Source organism: Brevundimonas sp. FV1ye7S, from assembly GCF_058680995.1.
This window is the reverse complement of sequence record NZ_CM178726.1, coordinates 2,187,091-2,201,456: the sequence shown is the minus strand read 5'-3', so window position 1 is coordinate 2,201,456 and position 14,366 is coordinate 2,187,091. Positions and strand designations below refer to the sequence as shown.

Genomic DNA, 14,366 nt, shown 5'->3' with positions numbered 1-14,366 from the left:
GCCGTCCTTTCGACCGTCCGTTCCGCCGGAGCCGCCGGATGAGGCGGCGCGCGAATCCGGGCCCGAGCCGCACCATAGCCCTGGTCGGGCTGATGGGGGTGGGCAAATCGTCGGTGGGGCGGCGGCTGGCCAACCGGCTCAAACTGCCCTTCGCCGACGGCGACGTGGAGATCGAATCGGCGGCCGGGATGACGGTGTCCGAAATCTTCGCCGCCCTGGGCGAGGAGGAATTCCGCGCGGGCGAGGCGCGGGTGATCCGCCGTCTGCTGGAGGGGCCGCCCATTGTCCTGGCCACCGGCGGCGGGGCGATGATGAATGCGGAAACCCGCGCCCTGCTCAAGGAACGGGCCGACACGGTCTGGCTGAGGGCCGATCTGGCGGTGATCGCCGAACGGGTGGCGCGGCGCGACACACGGCCGCTGTTGCGGGGCAAGGATCCGCTGGCGGTGCTGACGACCTTGGCCGAAGCCCGCTATCCGATCTATGGCGAGGCGGATGTGACCGTGGACGTGGGCCAGGGCTCGCATGGGCAGGCGGTGGACGCCATTCACAAGAACCTGCGCCGGCACTGGCGCCACAGACGGCGCGCGGAGACGAGGCGATGACGATCATTTCGGTCAGCGGCGGGGCCTTTGCGGCCTATGACGTCGTGGTGGGGCGTGGGCTGCTGGCCCAGGCGGGCGCGCGCATCGCCCCCCTGGCCAGGGGACGGACCGTCATCGTCACCGACGAGACCGTGGCGCGCATCCACGCGCCGGCCCTGACCGCGTCCCTGTCGGCGGCGGGCGTCAAGAGCGAGATCGTGGCCGTGCCGGCGGGCGAGGCCTCCAAGTCCTTCGCCGAGCTGGAGCGGGTGCTGGACCGGCTGCTGGAGATCGGGCTGGACCGCAAGGACGTGGTCGTCGCCCTGGGCGGCGGGGTCGTGGGCGATCTGGCCGGTCTGGCGGCGGCGCTGTACATGCGGGGCGTCGACTTCGTGCAGATTCCGACCACCCTGCTGGCCCAGGTGGATTCGTCGGTCGGCGGCAAGACGGCCATCGACACGCCGCGCGGCAAGAACCTGGTCGGCGCCTTTCATCAGCCGCGCCTGGTCCTGGCCGACATCGATGTTCTGGCGACCCTGCCGGCGCGGCAGGTGAAGTCCGGCTGGGCCGAGGTGCTCAAGCACGGGCTGATCTGCGACGCGGGCTTCTTCGACTGGCTGGCGGGCGAAGGGGCGGCGGGCGCCGAGGGCGATCCGGCGGCGCTGGAACGGGCCGTGATCCGCTCGGTCGAGATCAAGAGCGCCGTGGTCGGCGAGGACGAGAAGGAGGCCGGGCGGCGCGCCCTGCTGAACCTGGGCCACACCTTCGGCCATGCGGTCGAGACCGAGGTCGGCTTCGACGAAGACGCCCTGGCCCATGGCGAGGCGGTGGCCTTAGGGTGCTGCATGGCCTTCCGCTATTCGGCGCGCGAGGGCCTGTGTTCGGCCGAGGATGTGGCGCGGGTCGAGGCGGTGGTCGCGGCGGCGGGCCTGCCGACGCGTCTGGATCAGGCGGGCGTGTTCGGCGCCGACCGGCTGCTGGCCCTGATGGCCGGCGACAAGAAGGCCGAAGGCGGGGCCCTGACCCTGATCCTGGCGCGCGGGATCGGCCAGGCCTTCGTGTCCAAAGGCGTGGACGCGAACAAGGTGCGCGCCTTCCTGATCGAGGAAGGTGCGACGGCGTGATGCGGATCGTCCCGGTCCCGCTAGAGGATCGGTTCGTGCGGCTGGAGCCGTTCGAGGACGGTCTGAAAGACGAGGTTCGTGCGGCGCTGAACTGCGATCCCGAGGCCTGGGCCGCCATGGTCGGCTCGGCCCAGGGCGAGCATTTCGGCGGCTGGTGGGACAGCGCCCTGACGGCCATGCGGTCCGGCACACGGATCGCCTACGCCGTGCGGCGACGCTCGGACGGGGCGGTGGTGGGCACGACCAGCCTGTACGAGATCCATCCGGCCTATCGCCGCTGCGAGATCGGCTCGACCTTCTATCGGCCTGAGGCGCGGGGCGGGGCGATCAATCCGGCCTGCAAACGGCTGTTGCTGGGCCATGCCTTTGACGCCGGGGCGGTGCGGGTCGAGATCATCACCGACGCCCTCAACGCCCGAAGCCGGGCGGCGATCCTGAAACTGGGCGCCAGGGCCGAGGGGGTGCTGAGAAAGCACAAGATCACCTGGACCGGCCGGGCGCGGGATACGGCCATGTTCGCCGTGATCGACGACGACTGGCCCGAGGTGCGGGACGGGCTGGATCGAAGGCTGGCGGCGCTGGCCTAATCCACCGCCCGGCATTGCGTCGGCTGGCGGCCCTGGACGGACCAGGTGGCGAGGACGCCCTTGCCACGCAGATCGACGTTGGAGGCGCGGTACCAGATGCCGTCGGCGGCGCGTTCCTGGTACAGGTCGATGGCCTCGCCCGACGAGTTGCGGATGGTCGCCATCTGGCGCGGATTGTCGAAATCGACCGACAGGCGTTCGCCGTTGTCGCACAGATAAACGGTGTGGACGACGCGGTTCAGGGTGCGGTCCTGGACCTCGGCGCCGGTACGCTGGCGGGCGGTCTGGGCCTCGATGGCGCGTTCCTTGACCTCGTCGCCGGTGCTGGGCGCCTTGTCGGGATCGGGGCCGCAGGCGGCCAGAAGCGCCAGGGCGGCGACAAGGGCGGGGGCGGCCAGGCCGCGGTGGACGAGGGACGACGGCGGAACCGGCTTGAACAAGACGCTTATCCTCACAACGGCGCCGCTTGGCGCGCCGGTCTAACGTACGCCGCTCGCGGCCGTTCCCCTCCGTTGACGGAAGAAGGATTTGAGCAGGCCGGACGACTCGTCAGCCAGAAGACCCCAGTCCGTCGTCGGGCGCCAGTGGCATGTGGGCTGTTCGAACAGGCGGGGGCCGTGGATCACCGCGCCGCCCTTCGGATCGTCGGCGGCCCAGACCACGCGGCCGATCCGGGCGTGGCTGATGGCGCCGGCGCACATGGCGCAGGGCTCCAGCGTCACATAGAGGGTCAGGCCGGTCAGTCGGTAGTTGTCCAGCGCCGTCGCCGCGCGCCGCATGGCGACGATCTCGGCGTGGGCGGTGGGGTCGTGCGCCGCAATCGGACCGTTGGCGCCGGTCGAAATTACCTCACCTGAGGCAGGATCGACAAGAATTGCGCCCACAGGCACCTCTCCTGCGTCCGCCGCCGCTTGCGCTTGGTCCAGCGCCATGCGCATGAACCGCTCATCATGGTCCGCCATACAGACGACAACGACAAGAAGCCCCGCGCCCGTCAAGACGAACGGTCGCCCCGGCCCTTTAAATCCTCCGGTCCTCGCAAGAGCGGCGACGGGAAGACCTCCTTCGGCGACAAGCCGCGCAGCCCTCGCGAAGACGGCCCCAAGCGGTTCGGCGACAAGCCGGACCGGGGAGATCGGCCGCGCGCCGGCAAGGACGGCAAGCCGTCGTCCAATTCAGGCAAGACCGACACGCCGCTGCGCGCCGAGCGAATCGCCAAGACCATGGCCCGCGCCGGCATCGCCTCGCGCCGCGAGGTCGAGCGACTGATCGGCCTGGGCAAGGTGGCCGTCAACGGCCGCATCCTGGACACGCCCGCCACCCTGGTGACGCGCGACGACGTGATCACCGTGGACGGCAAGCCCATCGGCTCGACCCAGGCGACGCGGGTCTGGCGCTATCACAAGCCGGCCGGCCTGCTGACCAGCCACAGCGATCCGACCGGACGGCCGACCGTGTTCGACGCCCTGCCGGCCGGTCTGCCGCGCGTGATCTCGGTCGGACGGCTCGACCTCGCGACCGAAGGCCTGCTGCTGCTGACCAATGACGGCGAACTGAGCCGGGCGCTGGAACTGCCGGCGACCTCGCTGGTGCGTCAGTACCGGGCGCGGGCGCGGGGCAAGATCACCCAGGAACAGCTGGACGCGCTGAAGGACGGCGTCGTCGTGGACGGCGTCTCCTACGGCCCCATCGAGGCGACGCTGGACAAGGCCAAGGAGTCCAAGTCCGAGGATGGTCGCGCGCCGGCCAACCTGTGGATCTCGGTCTCGATCACCGAGGGCAAGAACCGCGAAGTCCGCAAGGTGCTGGAGTCGGTCGGCCTGACGGTCAATCGCCTGATCCGCCTGGCCTATGGCCCGTTCCGCCTCGACGTCCTGCCCATCGGCTCGGTCGAAGAGGTTGGGCCGCGGGTGATCCGCGAACTGCTGGCTGAGTACATCCGGCCCGAGAACCTGCCGACCGGCAATACGGTCGAGACGCCCGCGCCCATCCCCGGCCGTCGGGTGTCGACCCCCATCGTCAAGGGACGCTCGGGCTCGGCCATGTCGGACCCGTCGCGCAAGCCCAGCCGGGTCCGCGCCGCCGAAACGGCCCAGGCCGACGCGGTCGAGCGCCGCGAGCGCCCGCCGAAGAAGGAAGGCTGGGCCAAGGCCGCGCCCAAGACCGGCCATCCGAAGAAGAGCTTCAAACCGCGCGAGGGCGCGCCGACCGACGGCGAACGCCCGGCCCGCACCTACAAGCCGCGCGAGGAGGGTGATCGTCCCGCCCGCGCCTACACGCCGCGCGAGGGGGCTCCGGCCCGCAGCAGCGACGGGCCCAAGCGCGAGTACAAGCCGCGCACGGCGGGCGCTGACGCCGGCAAGCGCGAGTTCAAGCCGCGCGGCTTCGGCGCGGCTTCGCCCAGCGGACGCGAAACCCGGCCGCCACGCACCGGCGGCGGCAAGCCGGCTGGCCCGTCGGGCACCAGCGGCCGTGCGCCGGGGGGCAAGCCCCGCACGCCGCGCTAAGAGGCGAATGGAGACCTGACGATGGATGCACGCCTGTCCGGCCGGTGCCTGTGCGGCGCGGTAACCTTCACAGCAACGCCCAACGGCGGCATGCACGCCTGCCATTGCGGCACGTGCCGGCGCATTTCGGGCGGCATCCTGTTCAGCGTCGATTGCGGCGACAGCGTCGAGGTCCAGGGCGATGTGGCGACCTACGCCTCGTCCGACTGGGCGACGCGGCAGTTCTGCCCGGCCTGCGGAACCGGCCTGTTCTGGCGCGCCAACGACGGCGGGATCACCATGGTCTCGGCCCAGGCGTTCGACGATCCGACGGCCTTTGCGCTGGAGGACGAGTTCTGCATTGAAAGCAAGCCGGACGGCTACGCGCTGGCGGGCGACCGGCCGCGCCTGACGACCGAACAGCTGTGGGCGCAGTTCGCGCCGCCGCAGGACTGACGCCGTGCGGATCGTTGCGGGAAGCCTGAAGGGGCGGGCCATCGTCGCGCCGGAGGGGCAGGGCACGCGCCCGACCTCCGACCGCGCGCGGCAGGCGGTGTTCAATGTGCTGGAACACGCCGCCTGGGCCGAGAGCCTGAACGGCGCGCGGGTCATCGACCTGTACGCCGGATCGGGCGCCTTGGGGTTCGAGGCCGTCAGTCGGGGCGCGGGCTTCTGCCTGTTCGTGGAGACCGACGACGGGGCGCGGGGCGCGATCCGGGAGAACGCCGACGCCTATGGGGTCATGGGGCGCACGCGGGTGCATCGGCGCAGCGCGACGGATCTGGGGGTGCGGCCCGGATCGGACGGCGAGGCCTTCGACATCGCCTTCCTGGACCCGCCCTACGGCAAGGGTCTGGGGGAGCAGACGCTGGCAAGGCTGCTGGAGGGGAACTGGCTGAAGCCCGGCGCCCTGGTGGTGTTCGAGCGCGGGTCGGACGAGCCCGACATCGACACGCCCGGCTATGAACGGCTGGACGCCCGAGATTACGGCGCGGCGCGAGTGCTGTTCCTCCGGGTCGCCTAATCCGGACCTAGGGGGCGTCCATTTCCAGCGCCTCCAGCGCCGCCCGATGCGCCGCCATCCGACGGCGGCAGCGGCGGGCGTGACGCAGGTAGTAGGCGATGCAGATGACCAGAAAGCCGAACATCCCGGCGATGACGGCCCCGGCGGGGCCCCGCGCGGGATCGACCGTCGTCAGGATGACGAGTTGGAAGATCATGGCCGCCACGCTGATGGCGACGCCGGACAGGGCCCAGCGATAGCCGGTGCGAGCCTGGCCCAGGGCGAAGCGCAGCCCGGCCTGGGGCGTCTCGGTCAATAGGCCGGGATGGTCGCGTCGCGCCCAGACGGTCAGGCCCAGGGCCACGAGGACGAACACCAGGCCGGCCGCGAGCGGGGCCAGGGGAATGCCGCGATAGGCGCCCCAGCCCACGACCCCCAGCACGACGACCCCGCCGCCCATCTCCAGCCAGAAATTGAGCCGGGCCAGTCGGTCGCGGCGGCGCAAGGTCCGGATGAAGTCGGCGTCCAGGCGGGGTTCGGGGTCGGGGGTCTCGGTCCAGGCCTGGGTCAGGTCGGTCCAGTCGTCATCAGGGCGGGTCATGGGCGGACCTCTTGGGACGGTGTGGGGTTCAACGCCTCCCGCAGCGCCGCCTTGGCGCGGGTCAGGCGGATGGAGACGGCGTTGGGGTTCAGGCCCAGCATGTCGGCGATCTCGGCCGGGGCGAAGCCTTCCAGGGTCAGAAGCGCCGGCTGGCGCAGCGACAGGGGCAGGGCGCGCACCGCCTGGCCCAGCCGGTCGTGCAGATCCCGCGTCTCGGCCGCCTCGTGCGGGGTGGGGGCGTCGCAGGGGGCGGCCTCGTCCAGGGGCTGGCGGCGCGGCTCGGCCGCCTCGCGCGCCACATGGGTGACGGCGCGGTTGTGGGCCACCCGGGCGATGAAATGGCGCAGGGGCGCCTCGCCCCGGTGCCGGGGCAGGGCGCGCCAGACGGCCAGCAATATGTCCTGCTCCAGCTCGCGCCGCCGCTCGCGATCCGCCTCATAGGCGGAGGCGATGCGGCGCAGCATGCCGCCGTGCTCGGCCAGCAGGGCCTCGAAGGTCTGGTCGCGTCCCAAGCGCGGCGGTCTCCGTGAAAGAATCGTCGGTCGGGATGAAAGACTCAAGGAAGCGCCGAGACTTTCAGGTCAGGCGTCGAAAAACAAAGGAGTTCGCCATGACGATCGAAACGGGGACGGTGGAGACGCCGAAAAAGGGCGTGCTGACGCGGGGCAAGGGGTTCCTGAAGGCCCTGGCGGCGGCCCTGCTGGTGGCGGCGGTATGCGCCTGGGCCGGGTTCGGGCTGGGCCTCTATCTGGATCTGGATCGCGGCGCGCGCATCACCCTGGTCCTCGTCGCGGCGGTGACGACTGAGGCCCTGTTCTGGACCACGGCGGCCCTGCTGGGGGTGTCGGTGGTCGAGGCGCGCAAGCGGATCTGGCGCAGGATCACGGGACGGGGCCGCGACTGATCGTCGAGGCCGACGGCGGGGGCGACCGCTTCGGGCGCCGGCCGCGCGCCCAGCCCCCTCCACCACCGCGCGAAGAGGCGCGGCGGTCCCCCTCCCCCAAGGGGGGAGGAATGCGAACGGCGATGATCCAGAATGCGCGTGGCGACGACCGAAATCCTCCCCCCTTGGGGGAGGTGGATCGCCGGCGAAGCCGGCGAGACGGAGGGGGCCCGTCTAGCCCCTGAGCCGCAACCCGATCCCCTCCAGCACCCCGGCCAGGTCCGCCAGCACATCCCGCGCCGGTATCCGCAGCACGGCGACGCCCCTCTGGGTCAGCCAGTCGGTGCGGCGGGCGTCATGCCGCGCCTGATCGGGGGCGTCATGGCTGGACCCGTCGATCTCGACCGCCAGCCGGGCCGCGTCGCAGTAGAAGTCGAGGATATAGGGGCCGATCGGATGCTGACGCCGGAACCGCGCCCCGCACAGCCCGCGTTCGCGCAACGCCTGCCACAGCAGGACCTCGGGCAGGGTCAGGCTGCGGCGGAGTTCACGGGCGCGATCCAGGGTTTTGCGCGGTGCATCCATGGCGGGAATGTGCGTCGAGACCCGGTGCGCGGCAAGCCCCCTCCACCACCGCGCGAAGAGCGCGGCGGTCCCCCTCCCCCAATGGGGGAGGAATGCGAACGGTGACGACGACCGAAATCCTCCCCCCTTGGGGGAGGTGGATCGCCGGCGAAGCCGGCGAGACGGAGGGGGCGCGGTCAGTCGCGCGTGCGGCGCAGTCTCCCGGCCAGCTGTTCCCCCGCCGCCGTCACCTCGGCCCAGGTGATCTCGAACCCGGCGTCGTCGCCGAAATAGGGATCGGTCACGGCCTGGCCCTCGCGGCCGGGCACGTGGTCGAGCAGCAGGCTGAGTTCGGCGACGGCGCCCCCTTCATCGTCCCTGGGCTGGATCCGGCGCAGATCAGCCAGGTTGTCGTGGTCCAGGGCGATGACGTGGGTGAAGCGGCGGAAGTCCGCCGGCGTCACCTGCCGGCCCTGATAGCCGGAAATATCGATCCCATGTTTGCGCGCCACGGCCTGGGCGCGCGGATCGGGCGGATGGCCGACATGCCAGTTCCCCGTGCCGGCGGACTCGACGATCAGGTCAAGGCGCAGGCGTTGGGCCTCGGCGCGGAGGGCGGCCTCGGCGAGGGGGGAGCGACAGATGTTGCCGAGGCAGACGAAGAGGATGGAGGATACTACCACCGTAGCGCATCATACTGCTTAACGTCGGCGCGGTTAGTGTAGCAAAACCCGTCGATATCGGGAAAAAGATTTAGGTGCCTAATGTCGAAGGACTCGGAGAGAGTTTCTACGATTTCGCGCTTTGTGGATGAGAGTATGGGAATGATTGTGAGCGCATGTTTCTTGGAGGAAACGGAAAGGCTCCCGCGTTCGGTGATTGCCACTGAGCTGTAAAGAAACTGGGAGCCTTGAGCAGATATTCTTGCTGTGATGGCTGGGGGTTCCCAAGTTTGCGGGTGTTCGAATTTCTCTAGGCCTTCAACGACTTTATCATATTCATCTTCCTTCGGCTCGTTCTCGTAACCTCCTAAGAAGTGGGCATTCAGACCTATAAGAACTCCGTCTGTTCGAGGATTTGAAATAGCAGAGAAGTAGAGTGCCACGAGAGCATTTCGTGTGGCGTCTATCAGCCTTGTGGCTGCTCCGTGATGTTGTAATCGTGCCAAGAGGTCGAAATCACTTAGACGCCGACCTCCGACGTGCCGATAGCCTTTATGGGTAGCGTGCATCAGGAGACGCTTCTCATAGGAAATAAGGTTTCTTTCAGTCGGGGTGGGACCCTCGAGCTGTAGACGTCTGAAGGCGGAGCTATGAATTGGCCATCGGATGTCGCTCTGTCCTCGCCACATTCGGACGCGCCCAATGCTAGGCTCAGGTGGTCTTAATGTAAGCTCCAAGACTTCCGAAAACGTTTCCGGAGCGACCAGTCTGCCAAATACGCCGGAGGAATAATTCTTCATCACCGTCTCCCGAACAGCTTCTCCAGATCGTGCAGCTTCAGCTCCACATAGGTCGGCCGCCCGTGGTTGCACTGGCCCGAATGCGGGGTGGCTTCCATCTGGCGGAGCAGGGCGTTCATTTCGGGGGCGGTGAGGATGCGGCCGGAGCGGACGCTGCCGTGGCAGGCCATGGTGCCGCAGACCTCGGCCATCCGTTCCTTCAGCGACAGGGCGGCGCCGTGTTCGGCCAGGTCGTCGGCGATGTCGCGGATCAGGCCCTGGACGTCCGTGTCGCCCAGCATGGCCGGGGTTTCGCGCACCAGGACGGCGCCCGCGCCGAAGGCCTCGACGATCAGGCCCATCTCGGCCAGTTCCTCGGCGCGCGAGGCGACGCGTTCGGCCTCGGCCGGGTCCAGATCGACCACCTCGGGCGTCAGCAGGGCCTGGCGGGTCACGGACCCCTCGGCCATCTGGGCCTTCATCCGCTCATAGACCAGCCGCTCGTGGGCGGCGTGCTGATCGACGATGACCAGGCCGTCGCGGGTCTGGGCCACGATATAGTTGGCGTGCAGTTGGCCCCGCGCGGCGCCCAGGGGGTAGTCGAGGGGGTCTAGGGGAGTGTCGAGTGTCGAGTGTCGAGTGGCGAGGTCGCTGTCTTGGGCGGGGTGCTGAGGCCAGGCGGGGCCGTCCCAGCTCGGTTCGACGCGGGCGCTGCGTTCGTGGAGGCCGGGCAGGACTTGCGCGGCGGCGGCGGGCTGGGACCAGCCGGTCCAGCCGCTGAAGCCCTGGGCTGACGGGGAACTGGGGCTGTAGGCCGGTCCGGTGGAGACGCCGGTGTGGGGCTGGAAGCCTGCCTGGAAACTGGATAGGGCGTCGGCGGCGACGGTGGTGGAGGCGCGGTGGCCGGCGGCGTGGAGGGCGTGGCGCAGGGCGCCGACGATCAGGCCGCGCACCAGGGCCGGGTCGCGGAACCGGACCTCGGCCTTGGCGGGGTGGACGTTGACGTCCACGTACAGCGGGTCGATGTCCAGGAACAGGACCGCGGCCGGGTGCCGGTCTCGCGCCAGGAAGTCGGCATAGGCGCCGCGCAGGGCCCCTTGCAGCAGCCGGTCCTTCACCGGGCGGCCGTTGACGAACAGATACTGATGCGCCGCATTGCCGCGCGAATAGGTGGGCAGCCCGGCGTAGCCCGACAGGCGCACCCCGTCCCGCGCCTGATCGATCAGCAGGGCGTTGGCCTCGAAGTCGCGGCCCAGCAGGGCCGACAGCCGTTTCAGCCGGCCTTCGTCGCCGGGGTGTTCGGCGGGCAGGCGCAGGGCGACCTTGCCGTCCAGCGACAGGGTGAAGGCCACGGCCTCGTGCGCCATGGCCTGGCGTTTGATCTCTTCCGAAATGGCCATGGCCTCGGCCCGTTCGGACTTCATGAACTTGAGCCGGGCGGGGGTGGCGTAGAAAAGGTCGCGCACCTCGACCCGCGCGCCGTGGGGGCCGGGGAAGGGGGCGGGGGCCAGGGGGCGGGTCGCGCCGCCCTCGACCTGGATGACCCAGGCCTCGGTCTCGTCACGCGACCGGGTGGTGATCGACAGGCGGGCGACCGAGCCGATGGAGGGCAGGGCCTCGCCCCGGAAGCCCAGGGTGTGGATGCGCAACAGGTCCACGTCGCCGGCGTCGTCGGGCTCCAGCTTGGAGGTGGCGTGGCGTTCGACGGCCAGGGGCAGTTCGTCGCGCGGGATGCCCTTGCCGTCGTCGGCGATCAGGATGCGCGACAGGCCGCCGCCGTCGGCCTGGATCTCGATATTGCGGCCGCCCGCGTCCAGGGCGTTCTCGACCAGTTCCTTGATGGCGCTGGCCGGCCGCTCGACCACCTCGCCGGCGGCGATGCGGTTGACGGTTTCGGGGGAGAGGCGGCGGATGGGCATGTTCACCCAAGATAGGGCGGCGAAGGGATTCGCGCCACGACGGCGTGTGGGGACGCGGCCCCGTCAGGCGTCGGCGTGCTGGGGGGCGGCCGAGAGAACGGCCTGGAGGGCGGCGATCTCGATGGGCTTGCGCAGAACGCCGTCGGCGCCGGCCGCCATATAGCGGGCCACGTCCTCGTCGAACACATTGGCGGTCAGCATCTGGATCGCCGTGCGGGGGCGGCCGGTGGCGGCCTCCTCGGCGCGGATCGCCGTCAGGGCCTCGACCCCGTCCATGACCGGCATCATCACATCCATCAGGACCAGATCGAAGGGCGTCGCGCGCAGGGCCTCGACCGCCTCGCGCCCGTTCTCGACCAGCACCAGGTCCAGGCCGAAGGACTGGAACAGCAGGGCCAGCAGCTTGCGGTTCGCCGCATGATCCTCGGCGGCCAGGACGCGGGGCGCGCGCGGGGCGGCGACCGAGGCGTTCGGGGCGTGGGGCTGGACGGCGGCGGTCGAAAGCGTCGCCCGCTCCGCCGTGAAGCGGAACCAGAAGACCGCGCCCCGGGGCTGGGCCGCCCGCACGCCGAGGGCGCCGCCCAGGGCCTGGACGCTGGCGCGACACAGGGCCAGACCCAGGCCGGCGCCGCCCGCCGCGCGGCCGGCGTCCAGTTGTTCGAACGGCAGGAAGATGCGTTCGCGCTGATCCTCGGGCACGCCGGGGCCCTGGTCGTGAACCTCGAAATCCAGGTCGATGCGGCCGTCGGCGGCGGGCAGGGCGCGTATCCGGATGCAGATGGTCCCGGCCGGCGTCAGCTTCAGCGCATTGGACAGATAGTTGATCAGGACCTGCTCGACCCGACCCTCGTCCGTCATCACGACGAAATGCTCGCGCGCGCCCTGAAGCTCGATCTTCAGGCTCAGGCCCAGTTCGTCCACGCGGGATCGCCAGACGCGCGCGATGGCGTCCAGCCGCTCGCCCAGATCGACCGGGGCGAGGCGCAGATCGACCTCGCCGGACTCGATCTTGGAGATGTCCAGGGCGCCGTTCAGCAGGCGCAGCAGCATGCCGCCGGCGTTGGCCATGTCGTCGATCACGGCGGCCTCGGCCTTGGGGCGACGGCGGCCGCGCAGCACCTCGGTCAGGCCCAGGATGACGTTCAGGGGGGTGCGGACCTCGTGGCTGATCATGGCCAGGAAGCGGGACTTGGCCTTGTTGGCCCGTTCGGCGGCGGCGCGGTCGGTCTCGGCCTGGGCCAGGGCGGTCTGAAGTTCGCGCGAGCGTTCGGTCAGGGCCACCATCAGTTCGACCGTCTGGCGATCGCTGCGCCATTGGCGCCAGGAGGCGGCGATGACCCCCAGGACGAACACGCCGACGGCGACCTTGATCCCCGTGGTCGCCTGGGGCTGGTTGGAGGCGAGGATCATGGCCGCGATGGACGGCGGGACGACGGCTGCGGCGAAACTGCGCCGGCTGATGTGCACCTGAAGGGCGCCGACCATCAGATTGCCGGCCAGCAGCAGGCGCAGATAGTCGAGATAGTGGGGCTGGGAATGCCAGACCGCGAGAATGAACAGGGCGTTGTGCGTGGAGAGGCCGAGGGTGACGGCCTCGGTGCTGAGCCTGAAACGTCGCTCGGCCCCCGGGGCGCGGGGGCGAGCGCGAGCGGTCTGGACGACGTTCCAGAGCACCAGGTAGAGGCCGAACTGGAAGACCGCGAAATTGGTCGCCCAACCCCAGCCGATCACCCACCAGCCCACGATCACGATCGCGGCGATAGTGACCAGCCGCACCGGGAACATGTCCCGGTAACGGTCGGCATAGGCTTTTAGGTAATCTGTACTGTCGGCCACTACGCCAAGTCCCCGCTTCAAGCGTGGCCTTACGCGAGGGAGCTTAACGAGGCCTCAATCGTGCTTGATTGATCGGCATAACGCCGTACGTTATGCTGCCGCCATGATCCGCAGTTTCCGTGATCGCGAGACGGAGCGCTTCTGGAACGGCGTCGCCATACGGCGACTGCCGCCGGATATCCGACGCGCGGCGCAGCGGAAGCTGGAGCTGATCGATGCGGCCTCGCGGCTGGACGACCTGAGATCGCCGCCGGGAAACCGGCTGGAGGCCTTGTCAGGCGACCGGAAGGGACAGCATTCGATACGGATCAATCAGCAGTGGCGGATCTGTTTCCGCTGGACAGACGGAGGCGCCGAAGATGTCGAAATCTGCGACTACCACTGAGGAACTGATGGAACCGGTGACGCCGGGTGAAATCCTGCTGGAGGAGTTCATCCTTCCCGCGGGTTTGAGCCAGACTGCGCTGGCCAAGGCCATTGGGGTGCCGCCGCGCCGGATCAACGAGATCGTCCTGGGCAAACGCGCCATCACCGCCGACACCGACCTGCGCATGGCCCGCTACTGGGGAGTGAGCGAGGGGTTCTTCCTAAACCTGCAGAAGAGCTACGACCTGCGGATGCAGCGGGCGAAGATGGGCGATGCGCTGGAGATGATCAGGCCGAGGGCGGCTTAGAGATTTTCGTCCTCTGGATAAAATGGAATTACCGCGAGGCCACCATCACGATCCCAGAACTCCGCTTGGCGTTTTGGCGCTTCAATAAAGCGGTCGTAGCTCATTACTTCGATATGCTTGTCAAATCGCAGGCGTTCACGCAGGCGATTATAATGCGGAGGAAATTGTATCCTGCGCCCGATTACGATGATCGCCGATGCTCTCGGAGAGATGTCGAACAGCGCCAGACCATTTTGAGAACGAGGTCGGCGCGCGTAATCAAGATTTGACTCTAACCAGCCGCGCCAGCGCTCGATTTGATCGATTGCCTCGCGAAGGGACTTTGAGAACGTGCCGTCACGATTGAATGGCACGTCTGACGGACACTCCAGTTCCCATAAGGCCCACTGATAGCCCCCGGAATGAGCGTGACCTTGGACAAAATCGGGTATGAATTCTGAGCCGAGCCGTTTTTGCGGGATCACCCACTCGCCATGACCGCTGCGCCCATAGGCTGCTATTAGCGCAGGGTGCTCTTCGATAAATTTTTGGCAGTCGCGCTCTTTCGGCCCCGACGCCAAAAGGTCGAAAAACTTCTCAATATCGGTGAGCTTCGCGTCCGAGTGCGATGAGGCAAACGGCTCAAGATCTTCGTGCAGCTCGTAGTAGGGCTTGCCCACTGCCG

At 69.0% G+C, this 14,366-nt stretch carries 19 protein-coding genes; 9 read left to right on the top strand and 10 right to left on the bottom strand.

Annotation, left to right across the window (positions count from 1 at the left end):
* The first annotated feature begins 38 nt into the window (after positions 1 to 38).
* The 3 genes from ACW18C_RS10650 to ACW18C_RS10640 are packed head-to-tail and all read left to right on the top strand — an operon-like array spanning position 39 to position 2,295.
* The gene (locus ACW18C_RS10650) at positions 39 to 605 is read left to right on the top strand and encodes a shikimate kinase (protein ID WP_035309752.1); all 567 of its coding nucleotides are present in this window, start codon (positions 39 to 41) and stop codon (positions 603 to 605) included.
* Positions 602 to 1,708 carry a 3-dehydroquinate synthase gene (gene aroB / locus ACW18C_RS10645; RefSeq protein WP_492070842.1) on the top strand — a complete coding sequence of 369 codons (1,107 nt, stop codon included), beginning with the start codon at positions 602 to 604 and terminating at the stop codon, positions 1,706 to 1,708. The genes ACW18C_RS10650 and aroB overlap by 4 nt, the downstream gene beginning before the upstream one ends.
* The gene (locus tag ACW18C_RS10640; RefSeq protein ID WP_426026354.1) at positions 1,708 to 2,295 is read left to right on the top strand and encodes a GNAT family N-acetyltransferase; all 588 of its coding nucleotides are present in this window, start codon (positions 1,708 to 1,710) and stop codon (positions 2,293 to 2,295) included. The genes aroB and ACW18C_RS10640 overlap by 1 nt, the downstream gene beginning before the upstream one ends.
* Here ACW18C_RS10640 and ACW18C_RS10635 read toward each other — a convergent pair.
* Positions 2,292 to 2,735, bottom strand: coding sequence for an MliC family protein (locus tag ACW18C_RS10635; RefSeq protein ID WP_008264014.1), 444 nt, complete (start codon positions 2,733 to 2,735; stop codon positions 2,292 to 2,294). The two genes, ACW18C_RS10640 and ACW18C_RS10635, sit on opposite strands and share 4 nt — an antisense overlap.
* A gap of 39 nt (positions 2,736 to 2,774) precedes the next feature.
* Positions 2,775 to 3,233, bottom strand: coding sequence for a tRNA adenosine(34) deaminase TadA (gene tadA / locus ACW18C_RS10630; RefSeq protein ID WP_492070840.1), 459 nt, complete (start codon positions 3,231 to 3,233; stop codon positions 2,775 to 2,777).
* A 12-nt stretch (positions 3,234 to 3,245) separates the two neighbouring features.
* On the opposite strand from tadA, the gene ACW18C_RS10625 reads away from it, so the two are divergent.
* Genes ACW18C_RS10625 through rsmD form a run of 3 tightly spaced genes read left to right on the top strand, consistent with a single transcriptional unit; the run spans position 3,246 to position 5,805 of the window.
* Entirely contained in the window at positions 3,246 to 4,802 is a 1,557-nt protein-coding gene (locus ACW18C_RS10625) for a pseudouridine synthase (RefSeq protein ID WP_492070838.1), read from the top strand.
* 21 nt (positions 4,803 to 4,823) lie between these two features.
* Entirely contained in the window at positions 4,824 to 5,237 is a 414-nt protein-coding gene (locus tag ACW18C_RS10620; RefSeq protein ID WP_292150462.1) for a GFA family protein, read from the top strand.
* 4 nt (positions 5,238 to 5,241) lie between these two features.
* Complete coding sequence (gene rsmD, locus ACW18C_RS10615; protein ID WP_492070836.1) at positions 5,242 to 5,805, top strand: 16S rRNA (guanine(966)-N(2))-methyltransferase RsmD; 564 nt, start codon at positions 5,242 to 5,244, stop codon at positions 5,803 to 5,805.
* 7 nt (positions 5,806 to 5,812) lie between these two features.
* Here the strand turns inward: rsmD and ACW18C_RS10610 are convergent, their stop codons facing one another.
* On the bottom strand, positions 5,813 to 6,385 hold the full coding sequence (locus tag ACW18C_RS10610) for a hypothetical protein (RefSeq protein ID WP_492070834.1): 573 nt from the start codon (positions 6,383 to 6,385) through the stop codon (positions 5,813 to 5,815).
* Positions 6,382 to 6,897, bottom strand: a complete 516-nt coding sequence (locus ACW18C_RS10605) for an RNA polymerase sigma factor (RefSeq protein WP_492070833.1) — start codon at positions 6,895 to 6,897, stop codon at positions 6,382 to 6,384. The genes ACW18C_RS10610 and ACW18C_RS10605 overlap by 4 nt, the downstream gene beginning before the upstream one ends.
* A 98-nt stretch (positions 6,898 to 6,995) precedes the next feature.
* On the opposite strand from ACW18C_RS10605, the gene ACW18C_RS10600 reads away from it, so the two are divergent.
* A complete protein-coding gene (locus ACW18C_RS10600) occupies positions 6,996 to 7,289 on the top strand; it encodes a hypothetical protein (protein WP_008261540.1) in 294 nt (97 codons plus the stop codon).
* Positions 7,290 to 7,502: 213 nt separating this feature from the next.
* On the opposite strand, the gene ACW18C_RS10595 is transcribed toward ACW18C_RS10600, so the two are convergent.
* The 5 genes from ACW18C_RS10595 to ACW18C_RS10575 all read right to left on the bottom strand — a co-directional run bounded on the left by ACW18C_RS10595 (position 7,503) and on the right by ACW18C_RS10575 (position 13,028).
* Positions 7,503 to 7,853: an endonuclease domain-containing protein gene (locus ACW18C_RS10595; RefSeq protein ID WP_492070832.1), complete on the bottom strand. Its 351-nt coding sequence runs from the start codon at positions 7,851 to 7,853 to the stop codon at positions 7,503 to 7,505.
* Between the two features lie 176 nt (positions 7,854 to 8,029).
* Positions 8,030 to 8,515 (bottom strand): low molecular weight protein-tyrosine-phosphatase, encoded by a 486-nt coding sequence (locus tag ACW18C_RS10590; protein ID WP_492070831.1) that lies wholly within the window; start codon positions 8,513 to 8,515, stop codon positions 8,030 to 8,032.
* On the bottom strand, positions 8,509 to 9,183 hold the full coding sequence (locus ACW18C_RS10585) for an FRG domain-containing protein (protein ID WP_492074004.1): 675 nt from the start codon (positions 9,181 to 9,183) through the stop codon (positions 8,509 to 8,511). The genes ACW18C_RS10590 and ACW18C_RS10585 overlap by 7 nt, the downstream gene beginning before the upstream one ends.
* Positions 9,184 to 9,293: 110 nt before the next feature.
* Complete coding sequence (gene mutL / locus ACW18C_RS10580) at positions 9,294 to 11,192, bottom strand: DNA mismatch repair endonuclease MutL (RefSeq protein WP_492070830.1); 1,899 nt, start codon at positions 11,190 to 11,192, stop codon at positions 9,294 to 9,296.
* 63 nt (positions 11,193 to 11,255) lie between these two features.
* Positions 11,256 to 13,028: a response regulator gene (locus tag ACW18C_RS10575; protein WP_492070828.1), complete on the bottom strand. Its 1,773-nt coding sequence runs from the start codon at positions 13,026 to 13,028 to the stop codon at positions 11,256 to 11,258.
* 103 nt (positions 13,029 to 13,131) lie between these two features.
* On the opposite strand from ACW18C_RS10575, the gene ACW18C_RS10570 reads away from it, so the two are divergent.
* Together ACW18C_RS10570 and ACW18C_RS10565 are read left to right on the top strand one after the other, a co-directional pair.
* Complete coding sequence (locus ACW18C_RS10570) at positions 13,132 to 13,413, top strand: type II toxin-antitoxin system RelE/ParE family toxin (RefSeq protein ID WP_008259369.1); 282 nt, start codon at positions 13,132 to 13,134, stop codon at positions 13,411 to 13,413.
* Positions 13,414 to 13,420: 7 nt separating this feature from the next.
* Entirely contained in the window at positions 13,421 to 13,702 is a 282-nt protein-coding gene (locus ACW18C_RS10565; protein ID WP_492070826.1) for a HigA family addiction module antitoxin, read from the top strand.
* Here ACW18C_RS10565 and ACW18C_RS10560 read toward each other — a convergent pair.
* The gene (locus ACW18C_RS10560; RefSeq protein ID WP_492070825.1) at positions 13,699 to 14,361 is read right to left on the bottom strand and encodes a Shedu anti-phage system protein SduA domain-containing protein; all 663 of its coding nucleotides are present in this window, start codon (positions 14,359 to 14,361) and stop codon (positions 13,699 to 13,701) included. The genes ACW18C_RS10565 and ACW18C_RS10560 overlap by 4 nt on opposite strands.
* Positions 14,362 to 14,366: the final 5 nt, after the last annotated feature.

Coding starts and splice junctions, on each gene's coding strand:
- ACW18C_RS10650 (WP_035309752.1), top strand. CDS start 39: ATGAGGCGGCGCGCGAATCCGGGCCCGAGCCGCACCATAGCCCTGGTC.
- aroB (WP_492070842.1), top strand. CDS start 602: ATGACGATCATTTCGGTCAGCGGCGGGGCCTTTGCGGCCTATGACGTC.
- ACW18C_RS10640 (WP_426026354.1), top strand. CDS start 1,708: ATGCGGATCGTCCCGGTCCCGCTAGAGGATCGGTTCGTGCGGCTGGAG.
- tadA (WP_492070840.1), bottom strand. CDS start 3,233: ATGCGCATGGCGCTGGACCAAGCGCAAGCGGCGGCGGACGCAGGAGAG.
- ACW18C_RS10625 (WP_492070838.1), top strand. CDS start 3,246: ATGGTCCGCCATACAGACGACAACGACAAGAAGCCCCGCGCCCGTCAA.
- ACW18C_RS10620 (WP_292150462.1), top strand. CDS start 4,824: ATGGATGCACGCCTGTCCGGCCGGTGCCTGTGCGGCGCGGTAACCTTC.
- ACW18C_RS10610 (WP_492070834.1), bottom strand. CDS start 6,385: ATGACCCGCCCTGATGACGACTGGACCGACCTGACCCAGGCCTGGACC.
- ACW18C_RS10600 (WP_008261540.1), top strand. CDS start 6,996: ATGACGATCGAAACGGGGACGGTGGAGACGCCGAAAAAGGGCGTGCTG.
- ACW18C_RS10595 (WP_492070832.1), bottom strand. CDS start 7,853: ATGGATGCACCGCGCAAAACCCTGGATCGCGCCCGTGAACTCCGCCGC.
- ACW18C_RS10585 (WP_492074004.1), bottom strand. CDS start 9,183: ATGTGGCGAGGACAGAGCGACATCCGATGGCCAATTCATAGCTCCGCC.
- mutL (WP_492070830.1), bottom strand. CDS start 11,192: ATGCCCATCCGCCGCCTCTCCCCCGAAACCGTCAACCGCATCGCCGCC.
- ACW18C_RS10570 (WP_008259369.1), top strand. CDS start 13,132: ATGATCCGCAGTTTCCGTGATCGCGAGACGGAGCGCTTCTGGAACGGC.
- ACW18C_RS10565 (WP_492070826.1), top strand. CDS start 13,421: ATGGAACCGGTGACGCCGGGTGAAATCCTGCTGGAGGAGTTCATCCTT.